Origin of the sequence: Nonomuraea phyllanthi (assembly GCF_006334985.2) — a bacterium.
Taxonomy (GTDB): Bacteria; Actinomycetota; Actinomycetes; order Streptosporangiales; family Streptosporangiaceae; genus Nonomuraea; species Nonomuraea phyllanthi.
The window spans coordinates 81566-99358 of sequence record NZ_VDLX02000030.1 but is presented as its reverse complement, the minus strand read 5'-3'; the positions used below and the strand labels follow the sequence as shown (position 1 = coordinate 99358).

Annotated in this window: 11 protein-coding genes; 2 read left to right on the top strand and 9 right to left on the bottom strand. The window is 74.1% G+C overall.

Features of this window, described 5'->3' with window-relative positions; all coding sequences use genetic code 11:
* A partial coding sequence (locus tag FH608_RS47575; protein WP_264372958.1) for a serine hydrolase domain-containing protein occupies positions 1–632 on the bottom strand: 632 nt, incomplete at its 3' end.
* 272 nt (positions 633–904) lie between these two features.
* Between FH608_RS47575 and FH608_RS54065 the strand changes: the two genes are divergently transcribed.
* Positions 905–3571, top strand: a complete 2667-nt coding sequence (locus FH608_RS54065) for an ATP-binding protein (RefSeq protein WP_139637809.1) — start codon at positions 905–907, stop codon at positions 3569–3571.
* Here FH608_RS54065 and FH608_RS47565 read toward each other — a convergent pair.
* From FH608_RS47565 to FH608_RS47540, 6 genes are all read right to left on the bottom strand, one after another.
* Positions 3568–5472 carry a hypothetical protein gene (locus FH608_RS47565; RefSeq protein WP_139637808.1) on the bottom strand — a complete coding sequence of 635 codons (1905 nt, stop codon included), beginning with the start codon at positions 5470–5472 and terminating at the stop codon, positions 3568–3570. The two genes, FH608_RS54065 and FH608_RS47565, sit on opposite strands and share 4 nt — an antisense overlap.
* Positions 5466–8063 carry an alpha-mannosidase gene (locus FH608_RS47560; RefSeq protein ID WP_139637807.1) on the bottom strand — a complete coding sequence of 866 codons (2598 nt, stop codon included), beginning with the start codon at positions 8061–8063 and terminating at the stop codon, positions 5466–5468. Before FH608_RS47560 ends, FH608_RS47565 begins: the two co-directional genes overlap by 7 nt.
* Complete coding sequence (locus FH608_RS47555; RefSeq protein ID WP_264372957.1) at positions 8048–8710, bottom strand: D-sedoheptulose-7-phosphate isomerase; 663 nt, start codon at positions 8708–8710, stop codon at positions 8048–8050. Before FH608_RS47555 ends, FH608_RS47560 begins: the two co-directional genes overlap by 16 nt.
* Positions 8703–9674 carry an ROK family protein gene (locus tag FH608_RS47550; RefSeq protein ID WP_139637806.1) on the bottom strand — a complete coding sequence of 324 codons (972 nt, stop codon included), beginning with the start codon at positions 9672–9674 and terminating at the stop codon, positions 8703–8705. Before FH608_RS47550 ends, FH608_RS47555 begins: the two co-directional genes overlap by 8 nt.
* Positions 9675–9782: 108 nt before the next feature.
* Positions 9783–10823, bottom strand: a complete 1041-nt coding sequence (locus FH608_RS47545; protein WP_139637805.1) for a LacI family DNA-binding transcriptional regulator — start codon at positions 10821–10823, stop codon at positions 9783–9785.
* The gene (locus FH608_RS47540; protein ID WP_226900527.1) at positions 10820–12661 is read right to left on the bottom strand and encodes an MBL fold metallo-hydrolase; all 1842 of its coding nucleotides are present in this window, start codon (positions 12659–12661) and stop codon (positions 10820–10822) included. Before FH608_RS47540 ends, FH608_RS47545 begins: the two co-directional genes overlap by 4 nt.
* A 131-nt stretch (positions 12662–12792) precedes the next feature.
* On the opposite strand from FH608_RS47540, the gene FH608_RS47535 reads away from it, so the two are divergent.
* Positions 12793–14532, top strand: a complete 1740-nt coding sequence (locus FH608_RS47535; RefSeq protein ID WP_193319042.1) for a beta-N-acetylhexosaminidase family protein — start codon at positions 12793–12795, stop codon at positions 14530–14532.
* A 48-nt stretch (positions 14533–14580) separates the two neighbouring features.
* Here FH608_RS47535 and FH608_RS47530 read toward each other — a convergent pair whose 3' ends face one another.
* Together FH608_RS47530 and FH608_RS47525 are read right to left on the bottom strand one after the other, a co-directional pair.
* The gene (locus tag FH608_RS47530; protein ID WP_139637802.1) at positions 14581–16086 is read right to left on the bottom strand and encodes an FAD-dependent oxidoreductase; all 1506 of its coding nucleotides are present in this window, start codon (positions 16084–16086) and stop codon (positions 14581–14583) included.
* Positions 16083–17792, bottom strand: coding sequence for an alpha-amylase family protein (locus FH608_RS47525; protein ID WP_139637801.1), 1710 nt, complete (start codon positions 17790–17792; stop codon positions 16083–16085). Before FH608_RS47525 ends, FH608_RS47530 begins: the two co-directional genes overlap by 4 nt.
* Between the last annotated feature and the right edge of the window lies 1 nt (position 17793).

The window sequence follows — 17793 nt, the reverse complement described above, 5'->3', positions numbered from 1 at the left end:
TCCTCGGCCTCGTCCCAGACCAGGAACTCGCCCGTTTCGGGGTCGGGGGCGTACAGGGTGGGCAGCCGGTCGATGTGCTCGGCGGGCACGTGGAAGCCGGTGTCGCTCATGCCCAGGGGGTCGAGGACGCGCTCGCGCAGGAACTCCTCGAACGGCCGGCCGGTGACGCGGGAGACCAGCACGCCGGCCAGGTCGCTGCTGATGTGGTACTGCCAGCGATGGCCGGGCTGGTGCATGAGGGGCAGTTCGCCCAGGCGGCGCAGCCATTCGTCCGGTTCGGGCACCTCGACCGGCAGGTTGGGGGTCAGGCCGCGCTCGAAGATCGCGTTCAGGATGGGGGTGCCGAGCGAGGTCATGTCCATGCCGAGGCCGAAGGTGGAGGTCAGCACGTCGCGCACGGTGATGGGCCGATGCGCCGGCACGGTCTCCTCCAGCGGGCCGTCGATCCGCCGCAGCACCCGCCGGTCGGCGAGTTCGGGCAGCCACCGCTCGACCGGGTCGTCCAGCCGCAGCCGGCACTCATCCAGCAGCACCATCGCCGCGGCGATCGAGACCGGCTTGGAGGTGGAGGCCATCCGGAAGATCGTGTCCCGGCGCATCGCCGCCCCACCGTCATGCCGCATCGTCCCCATCGCCTCGACGTGCGTCCGATCACCCCGGCTGACCAGCGCGACCAGCCCGGGAATCCGCCCCCATCGACATACCGGGCCAGCACGTCACGCAGCCTGCGCAGCCCGGACTCCGAGAAGCCCTTGTCGCCGTTCTCCATGATGAAATCTCCTTCGCGCACAGTGTCCGATCGTCAGAGCCCGTCCCCACCGGGCATCGAGAACGCTAGATCCGGGCGTGGCAGAAGGAATGAGTAAGGTGACTCATGATGTGTCGTAGGTAGCGGGGATGCGCGATGTTGCAGGGGCGGGCTGAGGAGGTCCGGGCCGTCGAGGCTCTCCTCGCCGAGGCGAGATCCGGGGCCGGCGGCGTCCTGGTGATCAGGGGCGAGCCCGGCATGGGGAAGTCCGCGCTCCTCGACCACGCCGCGCGGGCGGCCGCCGGGGCCGGCGTGCTGCGCGGGGCCGGCGTGGAGACCGAGGTCGAGCTGCCCTTCGCCGCCCTCCACCTGCTGCTGCGGCCGGCTCTCGACCGGCTCGACGCGCTCCCGGCACCGCAGGCCGCGGCGTTGCGCGGGGTGTTCGGGCTGGCGCCGGTGGCGGGGACCGACCGGTTCCTGGTCGGGCTGGCCGCGCTCACCCTGCTGTCGGAGCTGGCCGAGGAGCGCCCGCTGCTGGTCCTCGTCGACGACGCCCAGTGGCTGGACCGGGCCTCGGCTGAGGCTCTGGCGTTCGCGTCGCGGCGGTTGCGGTCCGAGGGCGTCACCCTGCTGATCGCGGCGCGCGACGACCGGGACGCCTTCCCCGCCACCGGGCTGCCGGAGCTGCGCCTCGGCGGGCTGCCGCGCGACGACGCCGAGCGCCTGCTCAGCGACGGCCTCCCCGCCCACCTGCGGGAGCAGGTGCTCAAGGAGGCCGACGGCAACCCGCTGGCCCTCATCGAGCTGTCCAGGGCCGCGTGCGAGGGCGAGTGGGAGCTCGGCGGGACGCTGCCGCTCACGCACCGGCTCCAGGAGGCCTTCACCGGCCAGATCCACCGGCTGCCGGAACCCGCCAGGAGGCTGCTCGCGGTGGCGGCCGCCGAGGACACCGGCGCTCTGGGGACCGTGCTGGCCGCGGCCGGCGCGCTCGGCATCCCCGCCGACGCGCTGGAGCCGGCCGAGCGGGCCGGGCTCGTCACGGTCACCGGCGGCGTCGTACGCTTCCGCCACCCGCTGCTGCGCTCGGCCGCCTACCAGGGAGCGCTCTCCTCCCAGCGCCGTGCGATCCACCGGGCGCTGGCCGGATCCGTGAGCGCCGACCGGCGGGCCTGGCACCTGGCCCTGGCCGCGACCGGGCCCGACGAGCACATCGCCGGCGCTCTGGAACGCTCTGCCGAGCAGGCCGGGGCCCGCCTCGGCTACGCGGCCATGGCGACGGCCTATGAGCGCGCCGCGTACCTCAGCACCGACCAGGGTCGCATGGCCCGCCGGCTGGCGGCGGCGGCCGGCGCGGCCGGCGAGGCAGGGCAGTCCGGCCGTGCGGCGGACCTGAGCGAGCGGGCCGCGCAGCTGACCGGCGACCCCGTCACCCTGGCCCGGCTCGCAGAGATCACCTCGACGGCGGAGCTCGACCAGGGGTCGCCGCGGCGAGCGGCGAGCGTCCTCATCGACGGGGCGGCCCCCATAGCCGGGACCGATCCCCGGTCGGCCGCCCGCATGCTCGCGGCCGCCTCGCGCAACGCCTGGGTCGGAGGCGACACCGCGCTGATCGCGGAGGCGTCACGGCTGCTCGACCGGCTCGGCCTTCCCCCGGAGGACGGTCTCGCCGCGCTCACCCGCGGGCTCGCTCACATCCACGGCGGCGACCTCGAGTCCGGGTACCCTCTGCTGGACGGCTTCCTCCGGCACGCCTCGCCGGCCGATGTCGAGGGGCAGCTGACGCTCACCCATCCCGTCTTCGTCGCCGGCCGCCTCGATCTCGCCCGTGACCTGTCCACCTCCCTGGCCGCCCGCTGCCGCGCGGAGGGCCGCATCCGGCTGCTCCCCTTCGTCCTCGACCAGCTCGCCTACAGCCGGCTCATGACCGGGCGCCACCGCGACGCGCGCGACAGCGCGGCGGAGGCGCTCCAGATCGCGCTGGACACCGGCCAGGCCCACCCCACCACGGGGCTGCGCGGCATGCTGGCCTGGCTGGCCGCCGTCGAGGGCGACGAGGAGCGCTGCCGCGCCATGGCCGAGGAGGGCGTCAGGTTCGCGCTCGCCCGCGGCTCCTGGCCCGTCGACCTGCTCGCGACCTGGGCGCTGGCCATGCTGGACCTGACCCAGGGACGCGACCAGGCCGCGCTCGACCGCCTCCAGATGCGCCCTCGCGGCTCGTCGCACTTCTCCCTCCGGGTCGTCGTCGACGAGGTCGAGGCCGCCGTCCGGCTGGGCACGCCCGAACGGGTGCTGGAGCCGCTGGCGCTCTTCCGGCGCTGGGCGGAGCTGTCGGGCGAGGCGTGGGCGGGCGCCCTGGTCGCGCGCTGCCACGGGCTGATCCACGATTCGGAGGAGCACTTCACCCGGGCGCTGGATCTGCACCGGCTGGCGGAGCAGCCGTACGAGCAGGCCAGAACGCACCTGGCCTACGGCGAGTGGCTGCGCCGCCGTCGCCGCAAGGCCGAGGCCCGCCCGCACCTGCGCCACGCCCGCGAGTCCTTCGAGCGCCTGGACGCCCGGCCCTGGGCCGATCGGGCAGCCGCCGAACTGCGCGCCGCCGGCGAAGCGCCGCCCACCCGCCGCCGCGCCGACCGGGGCGCCGCGCTGACCGCCCAGGAACTCCAGGTCGTACGGCTGGCCGCCACCGGCGCCACCAACCGCGACATCGCCGCCCACCTGCTCCTCAGCCCGCGCACCGTCGGGCAGCACCTCTACAAGGCCTTCCCCAAGCTGGGCGTCGTCTCCCGGACGGAGCTGGCCCGGCTTGAGCTCGACCGGCTCTAGCAACGAGCCCGTTCAGGGGGTGAGCCGCCGGGCGCGCCCGTGCGGAGGACCTCCTCGGCGTGCCGCCGTGCCTGCCCGCCCGCGATGACCTGCTCGCACGCCAGCAGCAGCACCCCGGCGCTCCAGGCGTGCGACAGCGTGAGGTACATGCCCTTGGGCTGGAAGCAGTCCGTCTGGTAGTAGCGCTCGGTGATCATGCCCCGGTAGGCGTTGAGCTCGCCGTCGGCGGCCGGGATCAGCTGGCGGAAGCAGTCGAGGGTCTCCCACGCCCGGTCCGCGTAGTACGGGTCGCCGAGGGCCCGCGACAGCTCCACCAGTTCGGCGGTGCAGACCAGCCCGTAGGCGTGCAGGTGCTGGTTGGACGGCGACGCCTGGTCCGCGCCGCGCGTCGCGAAGCCGTACACGCCCAGCGGGGTGCGCGGCCCGAAGCGCACGTTGTAGGTGTAGCGGAACGTGAGCATCCAGTCGGCGGCGCGGCGGGCCAGGTCGAGCCAGCGCGGCGCGCCCGTGGCCCTGAAGAGGGCCATGTACGCGAGCACGGCCGCGTAGCCGTCCTCCGAGGTGGGTGCGAGGTCGACGTCCTCCGGCGCGCCGTAGATGAACTCGTCCTCGACGAAGGAGGCGTAGTACTCCCCCGCCCGCTCGGCCGCCTCCAGGTGCCCGGACTCGGCGAGGGCGGCCACCCAGGTCAGGCCCGAGGCGCCGGACCAGGACAGGACCTCGCCGGTGGCGGCGTGGTGGAGGGTGCCGAGGTTGCCGTCGGGGCGCTGGCGGGCGAGCATCGCGTCCAGGTTGGAGCGGGCGGCGGCCTCCCACAGCGGGTTCGGCCGCCGCCGCAGCGCGCGGAGCAGGAAGAGCGTGGCCTCGCCGAGGGTGCGGGCGTGCAGGGCGTCCTTGGTGTGGCTCCAGCTCTGCGACCAGCCGGAGGCGCGGTACCAGGTGCCCCAGAACGTGCCGGACGGCGACAGGTTCGAGCAGATGAAGTCGATGACCCGTTCGGCGGCGGCGACGTGCTCGGGCCGCTGCTCGCGCAGGCCGTGCTCCAGCAGCGCCGCCGCCCACGGGATGCCGCTCACCCAGCCGACGTGCATGGCCTGCCGGTCCACCCGCTCGCCGTCGGTCCCGCTCACCTCCCGGTCGAACCCGACCGTCTCCAGCAGCACGCCGGGGTCGGGGTCGTAGTGCCAGCGGTAGAGCCCCTCGGCGGCGATGCCGGCGGCCGTCTCGACGTCGTGCCACGGCTCGACGGGCGCGGCGGCCCTGCGCAGCTCGCGGTCCTCGCGCAGCAGCGGCGCGTACGCGTGCCGGTCGGCGGGCAGCGGGCACGCCGCGAGGGTCAGGACGTGCTCCTCGCCGGGCCGCCACACGTGCGTGGCCTCCGACGGGGGCAGGGCCAGCGCGGAGCCGTAGTACGTGATCGGGTATTCCTGGTACGGGAACAGCAGCGACACCGTGGCCACGCCCGCGTCGTGCTCGATGGCGAGGCCGGTCGTGCCCAGCGCCGATTCCTCGTCCGCGATCAGGGCGAGGCCGGACCGATCACCCCACACCATGACGGCGGGGGTGGCGGCCCGGTCGGCGCGGAACCCCCACCGGGAGGAGACCATCTCCCCGGGCCGGTCCGCGCCCGCCTCGAAGCGGGGGAAGATCCGCTCGCACGCCTCCGGCCGGTTCTCGCCGTAGAAGAGGCCGGGGATCAGCCACCACGGATCTGCGGCGGCCACCGACCCGCTGACGCGCACGGTGCCGGGCGCGGGCTCGGCGCCGTCGTAGCGGACGCGCAGGCTCAGCTCGCGGCGGCCGCTCGGCAGCCGCTCCCCCCACACCCCCTCGATCGTGTACGGCCCGGCTCCCAGCACCTCGACGGCCAGTTCGCCGCCGTCGGGGCAGGCGATCACCATGCTTCCACCGTGAACGCGCCCCGGCGGGTGGTCAGCTCCACCAGGTCGGTCTCCACGGCGGAGAGCGGGTCGTCGAGCGGGATCCGGAACGTGCGGATCTGGCTCGGCCCGAAGTCGGCGGTCACCCGGACCCGGGCCAGCGGGATGTCGAGGGTCGCCGACGCGGCCTCGCCGGTGGTCTCGACGGCCCTGACGACCAGGTCGCGCGGCGCGTCCTCGTGCAGCTTGACCGCGGTCACCATGACCTGGCCGCCGCCGTCGTCCAGGTGGCCGCGCGCCGCCGGGAGCGGCCCGTCGTGGAAGCTCTCCAGCATGGCGCGTACCGGGGAGCCGAGCAGCGCGGCCCGCCGGGTGAGCCCGGCGGCGCGCCAGTCGCCCGCGTGCGGCACCAGCAGGTACGTGAACTGCTGCACCCCCTGGTCCTGGTACGCGTAGAAGCCCTCGGGGTCCAGCAGCCGCGGGTCGTGCCAGGCGTAGACCGGGCTGCGCACCGCGGTGATGCCGATGCTGTGGGCGCGGCCGGGGCCGGGCGGGGAGACGTCGTAGCCGTGCTTGGCGTTGTTCACCACGGCCAGCCCGGCGCCGGGGGCGGACAGGTCCACCCACGACTGCGCGGGCTCCTCGGCTCCGTCGACGGGCCTGGTCAGGTGCCCGTACGGGATCTCGTACGTGGCCACCGGGCTCTCGATCGCGACGGGGAAGCGCAGCTTCATCAGGTGGGCCCGCTCGCGCCAGTCGAGCGTGACGCGCACCTCAACCGCGTCGTCCCCGACGCCCAGGATGAACTCCTCGGCCATCGTGGAGCGGCCCCACGCGCGCTCGACGCGGATGCGGGCCCGCAGCGGGCCGCTCTCGCGCAGCACGACGCGGGTCGTGGCCATCGCCTCGCCCGGCCAGTCGTAGGACACGACGCGGTGTCCCCACGTGTCGGTCGGGTCCTCGCAGATCTGGGTGTGCTCGCCCGCCGCCCCGGCCACCAGGTCGGCGCCGGTGCGCTTGTCGAGCAGGCCGGCCAGCCAGCCCGTCGCCGGGTCGATCTCCAGGCGCAGCGTCTCGTTCTCGATGTGGTACTGGGAGGCGGTCAGGCCGCTGGTGTACGGGCTCTCGCCCCGGCGCAGCCGGTAGAGGCGGTAGCCCAGGGCGGGCAGCTCGGCCTGGAACACGGTGGCGCCGCGTCCCTTGTCGTCGGTGGTGGCGACCGACTGGGTGCGCTGGCACGGCACGTCGGCGCCGTCCGCGTCGACCACCCGCACGCCGGTGGGCGCGAGGCCGTACTGCATCTCGACCCGGGTCGTGACCGGCCACGGGTGCGGGTTGAAGACGACCACGGGCTGGGTGCCGTCCTCCTGCGGGATGCCGATGTCGCGGGCGATCACGTTGTGCGCCCTGGTGATGATCCGCTTGGAGATCGCGACCGCCTCGCCGAGCTGGTCGCGGGCGTCGTCGTAGGCGGGCTCGATGGCCGAGCCGGGCAGCACGTCGTGGAACTGGTTGAACAGCACCTGCTTCCAGGCCCGTCCCAGCTCCTCGCGCACGTCGTGGCCGGCCACGGCCGCCCAGCGCTCGGCCGACAGCAGCGCCGCCTGCGCCCGGCGCTGCCACCGCTTGATGCCGGAGTGCGAGGAGTAGCAGCCGGCCGCGTGGTGCTGCAGGTCGTCGCGCCAGACCGGCAGCTCGGCGAGGCCCTGCTCGCCCAGGCGCTTGACCATCTCGTCGAAGTAGCGGCGCGGCGAGGACATCGTCAGCTCGCCGAACGTGCCCATCCGGTCGTAGCGGTGGATGGACTCGATGTTCGCCTTGGTGGGGCCGCCGCCGTGGTTGCCCACCCCGTAGAAGACCATCAGGTCGCCGAGCGAGCGGTCGAGCTGGCCGAGCGCCTTCTCGGTCTGGCCCGCGACCTCGCCGGGCGGGCTGCAGTACTCGAACGGGATCCGGTAGGCCAGCACCCGGCTGCCGTCGGGGCTCTCCCACCAGAACATCGTGCCGGGCAGCTCGCTCTCGTGCGGCCCGGGGCGCAGGAAGCAGTAGGAGTCCATGCCCTGGCCGCGCAGGATCGCGGGCAGCATGGCGTTGTGGCCGAACGGGTCGACGTTCATGCCGACCGTGGCCGTGACCCCGAACTTCTCCTTCAGGTAGCGCTGGCCGTACAGGCCCTGGCGGGCGAACGACTCGCCCGACGGCATGTTGCAGTCGGGCTCCACCCACCAGCCGCCGACGTTCACCCAGCGGCCCTCGGCGACCCGCTCGCGGATCCTGGCGAACAGCTCGGGGTCGGACTCCTCGACCCACGACAGCAGGACGACCTGGTCGCAGGTGAAGACGAAGTCGGGGTACTCGTCCATGCGGTGGATGGCCGACCAGAACGTGGCCCGCGCCTCCTGGTAGCCCTCCTGCCACGGCCAGAGCCACACCGGGTCGAGGTGGGCGTTGCCGATCATGTGCAGGGTGCGGCCGGGGGTGGCCACCGGCCTCGGGGCCCTGGGGAGACCGCGCGGCTGGCTGCCGGAGGGGGCGTTCGACATGGGGGCCCTGCCGGAGGGAGTGCCGCCGGAGGGAGCGCCGCCGGTGGAGCCGGTCATGCGGCCGCCCATGCGTCGACCTTCTCGCTGATCATGTGCAGCATCAGTGTGTGGATCTCCTGGATGCGCGGGGTTTCGGGGGAAGGGGAAAGGAGGAGGCGGTCGGCGTGCCGGGCGGCGACGCCACCGTCCCCGCCGCCGAACAGTACCGTCACCGCGCCATTGCTCCGCGCGGCCCGCAGCGCGGCGACCACGTTCGGGGAGTTGCCGCTGGTGGTGAACGCTGCCACGACGTCACCCGGACGGGCCAGCGCCTGGACCTGCCGGGCGAAGACGTCGTCATAGGAGTAGTCGTTGGCGATGCACGTCATGACCGTGGCGTCGGTGGTGAGCGTCACGGCCGGGAGGGGGCGGCGGTCGCGCTTGTAGTGGCCGACCAGCTCGCCGGTGAGGTGCTGCGCGTCGGCCGCGCTGCCGCCGTTGCCCAGCGTGTAGAGCGTGCCGCCGCGGGTGAACGTCTCGATGAGCAGGTCCGCGACGGCCTCGACGGCGGGCACCAGCGCCGCCACCTGCCGGGCGGCGGCGACGTGCGCCTCGACGTGTCCGGCCAGCACCTCCCCCGCCGACTTCGACGGGGCGGACATGGACCGGGCGGACATGGACCGGGCGGACATGGACGGGGCGGGGGTGGGCGCGGGCGAGAGAGTGGGGTCAGGCATCGGACTTTCCTGAGAGAAGAAGGTCGTGGGCCACGGCGCCGGCGCCGACGACGCCGACGCCCGCGCCGAGCCGGGCCGGCTCGATGCGCGCGGCGCGGGCGGCGGGCGGCATGGCGTCCCTGGCGACGGCGGCGCGTACGGGGTCGAGCAGCATGGCGCCCGACCGGGTCACGCCGCCGCCGAGGACGACGAGCTCCGGCTCGAACGCGTTCACCAGGTCGGTGAGCGCGCTGCCGAGCGCCCAGGTGGTCTCGTCCCAGATCTCCGTCGCGAGCGGGTCACCGGCCGCGGCGGCGAGCGAGACGTCCTCGGCCGTGGGCAGCTCGACGGCGGACAGGGACGAGGCGCGCCCGGCGGCCAGGGCCTCGCGGGCGCGCTCGGCGATGGAGGTGCCGGACGCGTACGCCTCCAGGCAGCCCAGCCGGCCGCACGAGCACCTGCGCCCGCCCGGCCGCACCATCACGTGCCCGAGCTCGCCGCCGTTTCCGGCCGCGCCCCGGTGGAGCCGGCCGCCGATGACGGACCCGCCGCCGACGCCCGTGGAGATCGTGAGGTAGAGCATCGTGCTGGTGCCGCGGCCGGCGCCGTAGCGGAACTCGCCCAGCGCAGCGGCCGTGGCATCGTTCTCAAGCGCGTACGGGACGCCGAACGCCTCCGACGCCATCGGCCCCACCGGCACGTCGATCCAGCCGGGCAGGTGCGGCGGGCACTCCAGCACGCCGGTCGCGGTGTCCAGCGGCCCCCCGCAGGAGATGCCGACGGCCGCCACCTCGGGCAGGCCGGCCTCGGCGACCGCCTTCCTGCCCAGGTCGAACAGCCTGGCCAGGACCGGCCGCGGACCCTCCTCCCTGCGGGTGGGGGTGATCTGCCAGCCGTGGATCAGGCCGTCGAATGTCACCACGCCCGCGGCGAGCTTGGTGCCGCCGATGTCCAGCGACAGAACGGGGGGTAGATCGTGCTCCATGGGGCCTCCGACGGGAACGCGCGCCGCGGTCAAGGAATGTGACATCGTTCCCACACGAAATCCTAGGGTTATTTTTCCCCGCGGGTCAACGCGACAGATGGGGAAATGTCAGAGCACGGGGGGCGGCGCGGTGGATTCGCGCGCGACGAGGCGCACCCCGAGCACGGTGGTGACCGAGTCGGCGTCCGGCATCTCGATCCGCTCGTCCAGCCGGCGCACGGCGGTGGCGCCCAGGTTGAACGTGTCCTGCGAGACGGCGCTGACCTGGGGCGAGACCATGCTCATCCAGGGCGCGTCGTCGAAGGCCACCAGGCTGACCTCCCCGGGAGCGCGCAGCCCCAGCTCGCCGATCGCCCGCCAGACGCCCTCGGCCAGGACGTTGTTGGCGGCGAAGACGGCGGTGGGCCGGTCGGGGCCCGCCAGCATGTCGAGCGCCCTGCGCCGCGAGTCGGCGACGTCCCAGCCGGAGGAGACGACCAGGTCGGGATCGACCTTGATGTCCGCGGCCGACAGCGCCTCCAGGTAGCCCTGGTAGCGCTCGTAGCCGGTGGTCCAGTCGGTCTCGTCGATGAACAGCGCGATCCGGCGATGACCCAGCTCCACCAGGTGGGCGGTGGCGGTGCGGGCGCCGACGCGGTTGCCGACCACGACGCCGTCGGTCGAGCCCGCCGCGAACTGCCGGTCCACCTCGACGACCGGGATGCCGTGGGAGCCGAGATAGGTGGACACGGCCGAGGAGTTGGGCGTCACGACCACGCCGGCCACCCGGAGCGCGACGAGCGCCTCGGCGGCCTCGCTCTCCGCCTCTGCCGACAGGCTCGTGTCCGCCAGGACCATCGTGTAGCCGCGCTCGCGGGCCTCCCTGCTGGCCCCCGCCGCCAGCTCGGCGTAGAACGGGTTGCGCAGGTCGCTCACCAGGACGCCGACCGACCGGCTCACCTGCTGCTTGAGCGTGCGGGCCATCACGTCGGGCACGTAGCCGAGCTCGGCGGCCGCCCGCAGCACCCGCTCGCGCACGTCGGGAGCGGCGTAGCCGCGCCCGGTCAGCGCCCGCGAGACGGTCGAGCGCGAGACTCCGGCGGCCTCCGCCACGTCCTTGATCGTGGGCCGCCTGGAACGGCTGAGGGGGCCGCGCCGTTCGATGGTCATCTGATCCCTTCCCCGACGACATCGACCAGCGCCTCGGCGTGCTGCCCGAGGCGCAGGTCGCCGATGGTCACGTCGACCGCGATGCGCACGCGCCGCCGCGGCACGTCGTCCGCGCCGAGACGGAGCCGCACCTGCTCCATACCCCCTGCGGGGAGCCTTAGCGTCTCGGCGCCGCGTTCGACCCGCCAGCCCGGCGGGACGACCGGCGTGACGGTCGCCACGGCCTTGCCGGGCCAGGGGTTGCGCACGGTGGCCGTCAGCACGATCTCGCCGCCCGCGGGGACGCTGGAGTAGTACGGGGTCAGGCGGCACAGCACGCTGTCGGCCCCCAGGTCGAGCTGGTCGAGCGGGAGCAGGTCGTGGTGGAGCGCGACCAGCTCCTCGCCGCGCTCGGTCAGCATGTGGAGGTAGTCCTCGTCCACCCAGCGGGGGCGCCAGTGGCCGCTGACCATCAGCTCGGGGCGCAGGCGGCGGTAGAGGGCGGCGCTCTTGCGGTAGTCCTCGATCTGGAACCGGTTCTTGTACTGGAAGTTCAGGATCTCCTGGCGGGCCTGCTCGCCCGGCGTCTCGGCGGTGGCGGGAATGCCCATGCCGTCCTGCTGGTCGCCGGTGACCAGCACCCGGTGGCCGTCCACCTCGAACTCGTACGCCGCCGCGAACATCGTGTGCCCCGGCAGGTCGTGCACCGTGATGTCGTACTCCCGCCAGCGCACCGTCTCCCCCAGCCCGAGCACCCGGTCGGCGGGGATGGGCTCGAACCAGGTGCAGGGCAGGTCGTGGTGGAGCGGCGTGGCCAGGATGGGCGCGATGTGGGACGGCGCCCAGATCTCGGTGCCCTCGACCTCGCGCAGCAGCGGCATGCCCGCCACGTGGTCGTCGTGGTAGTGGGTGGGCACGGCCGCCTCGATGCCGGTGACGCCGTAGTGCTCGCGCAGCGCGGGCAGCGAGGCCAGCCAGGGGCGGCGGGCCGCGCGGGAGGTGTTGTGCACCAGGCCGGTGGACATGTCGTAGCCGAAGTCGAAGACCATGGCCGCGCCGGAATCCGACAGCAGGACGTAGCTGTAGGACTGGCTGCTCCTGTTCATCAGCAGGTGGGGCGTCACCTGGACGAACGGGTTGGCCAGCAGGCCGCGCACGTCCCACGGGTGCGGGCGGCGGAAGTCGACGTAGCGCTGCATGGCGGTGGACAGGCGCGCGAGCGCGTCGCCGGGGTCGGTCATCGGCTCGCCGTGCGAGGGCAGCAGCACGTCGAGCTCCTCCTTCTGGAGCAGCTCCGAGCTCACAATGACCATGGCGGGGCCCTCGTTCTCGGTGTACGACCACTGGGTGGCGGCCAGCGACCACACCTTGCCGGGGGCGTAGATCAGATCACCGGTGAACGCGACCTTCCCGACAATGTACGACACCGATCCGGGGGTGTGCCCGGGGGTGGGCAGGATCCGCACCTCCACGCCCCCGTAGTCGCGCGTGCGGTACTCCGGCACCACGCCGTCGACCGGCACCGGGTCGAGCAGGGAGAACCGGTCGTCGCGCAGGTCGTAGTCGTTGCTGATCTGCCGGCCCGCCCACATCTCGTCGACCCGCTCGAACAGGTCGCGCTCGACGGGCGGCACGTGCACCCTGACGCCCTCCTCGACCGCCCGGCGCAGCCCCTGCGCCTGGTCGCGGTGATGGTGCGTCATGAGCACGTCGGTGAGGCGGTCGATGCCGAGCTCGCCGAGGAGATCCAGCGCGCGGCCCGAACCGAAGTCGATGGCGATCCCGGTGCGCTCCCCGCCCGGATTTCGGACAGGGGCCGCTATGACGTAGACATGGCAGGTGTCCTCAACGCGGAACACCCCGGGCACAACTTCGGTGACATCCTTACCCACAACGCGCGAGTCTATCCGGTATCGTTCCCACAATGGATGCCCTGGAGTGGCTCGTTCCCTGTCCGAAAAAGGCCATAATCGGCCGATCGCACGTTGACTTGACCGCGTGCCGGATCCAGGGCACCCCCGCCGCCACGAACGCTGTGACCGCCCTGCGCGCCGCCCTCGCCGCCGTTTCCGGCGTGCCCACGGACGCGCCCGGCCTTGCCTCACCGGCGCGCGCCGCGACAGGTGCGGCGCTCCCTCCGGCGCCGGAAGAAGTTCCGGGAACCTCCGCCGCGACGAGCACCCTCGCGCGGCCCGAGGCGGGCGACGGCGGGCCGGCGGCTCTGCCCGGTGGGCTGCCCGGCGGAACGGTCGTCGAGGTCAGGATCGACGGCGAGGCCGGGCTGCCGCCCGAGGGTTACACGCTGACCGCCGGCCCCCAGGGGGTGGTGATCGTCGGAGCCGACGCCGCCGGCGCGTTCTACGGTGCCCAGACGCTGCTCGCCCTGGCCGAGGCCCCCTGCGACGAGCACCCGGTGTGCGTCCAGGAGGCGGACGTCCGCGACTGGCCCGACCTGCCCCTCAGGGGCACCATCGAGGGCTTCTACGGCACCCCGTGGACGCACGCCGACCGCATGGAGCACCTGCGCTTCTCGGGCCGGCACAAGCTCAACGCCTACGTCTACGCCCCCAAGGACGACCCGTTCCACCGGGAGCGGTGGCGGGAGCCGTACCCGGAGGAGGAGCTGGCGAGGCTCGGCGAGCTGGTCGCGGAGGCGGCGGCGCGGCACGTGCGGTTCGTGTTCGCGCTGAGCCCGGGCCTGTCGATGGTCTACAGCGACCCGGCCGAGCGGGCGGCGCTGCGGGCCAAGGCCGAGCAGGTGTGGGACGTGGGCGTGCGCGAGTTCGCGCTGCTCTTCGACGACATCCCCCCCGAGCTGGGCCACGAGCCCGACCGCACGGCGTTCGGGACGGAGGAGGGCGCGAGCGCGAGCGCCCACGCGGCCGTGTGCCGGGACTTCGCCGAGGAGTTCCTGGCGGCGCGCGGCGCGGAGCGGCCGCTGACCATGGTGCCGACGGACTACGCGGGCACCGGCCGCACCGCCTACCGCGACCGGCTGGCGGCGGAGCTGCCGCGGGACGTGCTGGTCTGGTGGACCGGCTCCGACGTGGTGGTCGGCCGGATCACGGCGTACGACATGACGGCGGCGGCCGCCTCCTACGGCCACCGGGTCGCGCTGTGGGACAACTTCCCGGTCAACGACTTCGACTTCTCCCGGGTGTTCCTGGGGCCGCTGGTCGGGCGGGCGACGGAGCTGGACGACGTCCCGCTGGAGGGCATCACGGCCAACCCGATGGTGCAGGCGGCGGCCTCCCGGCTGGCGCTGACGACGGTGGCCGACTACGCCTGGCACCTCGCGGCCTACGACCCGGCGCGCTCGCACGAGCGGGCGGTGCGGCTGGTGCCCGGCGCGACCGAGCTGCTGCCGCTGGTGGAGGCGTGCTCGTCGTGGCCGCCCGGCGACGACCAGAGCCCGGCCATGACCGCCCTGTGCGCCGCCGTCCTGGAGGGCGGGTCTCAGGAGCGGCTCCGCGCCGAGCTGGCCCGGCTGGCCGGGCTGCCCACGGACGTGCCCGGGCGGTTCGCCGCCGAGGTGGCCCGGTGGGTGCGGGCGGCCAGGGACATGGCGGAGGCGGGGCTGGCGGCGCTCGACCTGCTGGCCGGTCCGGCCTCCGGTGGCGGCCGGACGGCCGTGGAGGAGGCGCTGGCCCGTGCCGAGGCGCACGAGGCCAACGTGCTGCGGGGCGTGATCCCGCCGTTCGTACGGACGGTCCTGGAGCGCGCGGCCTGATCCGCACGCCTACGGCCCGCCGTGGCGACCAGGCCACGGCGGGCCGTCTTACAGCGACAGCACCTGGCCGGCGGCGGCCAGCTCGTCCTGGAGCGCCGCCACGTCCACGTCCTGCACCGCCGTCCCGCTCCTGACCGCCAGCGCGGCGGCGAGCCCGGCCGCGTGGCCGAGCATCTGGTACTGGACCTCCATCCGGATGGAGGAGAACGCCACGTGCGAGGCCGACACGCACACCGGCACCAGCAGGTTCGCGCACTCCTCGCGCCGGGGCACGAGGGCGGAGTAGGGGATCTGGTACGGCGCCACCCCGACCGACAGGTATCCCTCGGTCACCACCATGGGCACCGGGTCGGGATGCTCGTACACCCACCGCCAGGTCCGCTGCACCTCGCGGACGTCCAGATGGTACGAGCCCATCGCGACGACGTCGGAGTGCCGGGTGCCCTGGACGAGGTCGTGCTCGGTGAGGTGCCGCTCCCCCAGCATCCGCCGCGCCTCGCGGACGTAGAGCTGGTGCGGCAGGTGCCCGGTGTCGGCGAACTCGTCGGCGGGCAGCCCCCACCGCGCCAGCTCGGCCCGCACGCTCTCGGGCACCTCCAGGTCGTGCGAGAGGAAGTACAGCAGGTCCTGCGCGTGGTGCAGGTGGTGCAGGCGGATGCGCTCCCGCTCGGCGGGGCCGGCGTCGGGGTAGGACCAGGCCGACCGGTCGAGCACGCTGAGCGAGAACGGGCCGAGGGAGTTGCCGTCGGCCTTGCCGTTCGGCAGGTTCGGCTCCAGGCCGACCAGCCGCCCGGCCCTCGGCTCGACGCCCTGCTCGCGCCAGTGCCGGAACAGCCGCCGCCCGAGCTCCCAGTGCTCCTCGTCGTAGCCGGGCCGCCGCTCGAACGGGATCCGGTCGGGCGCGGTGCTCATGCAGACGCGGTAGCCGTACGACATGACGCCGCCGTCGCCGGCGCCCACCTCGGCCATGGGGCCGTCGGCGACCTGCGGGAGCAGCGTGCCGTCGGCGCGGAACGGCGAGATCCACGGCGGGAAGGTGTGCATGCCGGGCACCACCTCGCGGCGCCCGGCGAAGCGCTCGCCGTGCAGTGACCGGTCCTCCCGGCCGACCCGGTAGCCGACCCCGGCGGCGGCCAGCAGGTCGCCCTCGTAGCTCGCGTCCACGAAGGCCCCGGCGGCGTAGTCGCCCTGAGGGGTGGAGAGCCGCGAGATGCGGCCGTCCACGGACCGCAGCGGCGCGTCGTACACCACCTCGACGCCCGCGCGCTCCAGCCACGACAGGAAGATCCGCTCGGCGACGTGCGGCTCAGGGCCGGCGTAGTGACCGGGCGGCACGCCGTACGCGTCGGCGACGGCCTGGCGGAACTCGGCTGCCATCCCGCCCAGCACGCGGGCGTCGCCGATGTCGGTGTAGCCGAGCCCGCCCGAGGTCATGCCGCCGACGTGCCGGCCGGGTTCGAGGAGCACGGTGTCGAGGCCGCGCCGGGCGGCGGCGACGGCGGCGCACACGCCCGCCGACGTGGCCCCGTACACGACCAGCTCGGCCTGCCTCATCGGGCCCACCACCTCGCGACCTGCTCGAGGTCGTCGCCGGTGATCGGCTCGCCGGAGTTGTCGATGGACTCCACGTAGTACAGGGCGGGCACGCCCAGCGCGGGCTGCGCCTCGGCGTACGCGAGCCAGTCGGCCCTGCTGGGCATGGGCCACTGGTCGGTGTCGACGAGGTGCTCCGGCATGGCGTGCGCGGCCACCGCGTGGCGGAAGCGCAGCTGGTCGACGGCGGGCACGGGGGCGCCGTGGTGGTCGTACTCGAGGACGTCGTTGAGCCGGATCATGTCGCTGACGTCGCCGAACGCCGGGTGCGGGGTGTGGGTGACCATCAGGGCGTCCGGTTTGACGCTCTTGGCGGCCTCGTACATGGTGGCGAGGAGCTCGTGCAGGAGGGCCAGGCCCCAGGTCTCGCCGTACGACTTGAGGTGCGACCCGCTGGGGAACCACTGCGTGAAGTCGATCTTGAAGCCGTCGGCCCCGAGGTCGCCGAGCAGCCGTTCCATGATCGTACGGATCCGCCGCCGGTAGGCCGGGTTGGACGGGTCGGCGGCGACGGCGCGGCCGCCCGCGTCCGTCACGCACTCCTCGGCGGGCAGCCCGTCGGGCGCCCACGCCCGCCACCACAGCAGCACCCGCTGCCCGCGCGCGTGCCTGGCGGCGATCCACTCCTTCAGCGCGGGCCACTTGGCCGGGTCGGGCGCGGGATCGCCGTAGGTGAGCTGCCAGCGGTCGTCGATGACGACGGTGCCCGGCACGATGCCGTGCTCCTCCAGCCTGGCCAGCCACCCGTCGTAGAGGTCCTGCCGGGACAGCTCGGTCGGGGAGGCGCCGTCGGCGCGGGCGCACTGCGCGCCCCAGCCGCAGAAGATCGGCTCGCTCCACCAGTCGTGCCGCTCCCCGGTGGGCGCGGCGGGGGCCAGGCCGTGCGCGACCAGGTCGTCCCGGTGGTGCGTGATCGCCTCCCAGGGCGAGGACGCGGGCCTGAACACGACGGCCGGCGAGCGCCACGTGCCGCTGACCGTGGTGTGGCACTCGTAGTCGAGGCGCAGCAGCGCGCCGCCGTCCACCGGCTCGTAGCGCAGCTCGGTGAAGGTGAGGTCCTCGATCCCGGCGCGCACGGAGGCGCCCAGCCAGGGGCCGCCCGGCACGGCGGTGGCGCCGTCCGGCTCCTCCTGGCAGAAGGCCAGCACCAGCGGCGGCGGCGAGAAGACGGCGTGCAGGCGGCCCGGCGAGGCGTCGCCGATCACGGTGAGAGCGGCCGGCGTGGACACCGGCCGCACGACCTGCACCGGATGGGTGGGCGTCGGGTTGAACAGGCCGCGCGCGTGCAGCCCCGTGCGGAACGTGCCGGCCGCGCGGGTGTTGAGCACGGCCCGCCCGCCGAGCAGCGTCACGTCGCCGAGCACGCCGTGGCCCTCCACCCGCACCTCGATCGCGACCGTCTCGGGGGTGCAGGTCAGGCGGACCGTCTTCGCCTCCCACCCGGTCGAGCGCTGGGGGACGTCGAAAACGGCCTCGTTCTCGCGCTCGACGAGCACGGGGGGCAGCGTCTCGTACGTCTCGTCGCGCCCGCCCGCCGGGTCGACCGAGGCGATCAGGCTGAGCGTCATCCAGCCTTCCAGCTCGGCGCTCGGGCCGGTCCGCGAGACGGTCAGCCGGTATCCGCCGGCGTCCAGGTGGTAGGCCGTGTCGGTGGTGGTGATGCGCATG

What these genes read in the sequence shown, in the direction of transcription:
- FH608_RS54065 (WP_139637809.1), top strand. Translation starts at nt 905, where the DNA reads ATGTTGCAGGGGCGGGCTGAGGAGGTCCGGGCCGTCGAGGCTCTCCTC.
- FH608_RS47550 (WP_139637806.1), bottom strand. Translation starts at nt 9,674, where the DNA reads ATGGAGCACGATCTACCCCCCGTTCTGTCGCTGGACATCGGCGGCACC.
- FH608_RS47545 (WP_139637805.1), bottom strand. Translation starts at nt 10,823, where the DNA reads ATGACCATCGAACGGCGCGGCCCCCTCAGCCGTTCCAGGCGGCCCACG.
- FH608_RS47530 (WP_139637802.1), bottom strand. Translation starts at nt 16,086, where the DNA reads ATGAGGCAGGCCGAGCTGGTCGTGTACGGGGCCACGTCGGCGGGCGTG.
- FH608_RS47565 (WP_139637808.1), bottom strand. Translation starts at nt 5,472, where the DNA reads ATGGTGATCGCCTGCCCCGACGGCGGCGAACTGGCCGTCGAGGTGCTG.
- FH608_RS47560 (WP_139637807.1), bottom strand. Translation starts at nt 8,063, where the DNA reads ATGGGCGGCCGCATGACCGGCTCCACCGGCGGCGCTCCCTCCGGCGGC.
- FH608_RS47555 (WP_264372957.1), bottom strand. Translation starts at nt 8,710, where the DNA reads ATGCCTGACCCCACTCTCTCGCCCGCGCCCACCCCCGCCCCGTCCATG.
- FH608_RS47525 (WP_139637801.1), bottom strand. Translation starts at nt 17,792, where the DNA reads ATGCGCATCACCACCACCGACACGGCCTACCACCTGGACGCCGGCGGA.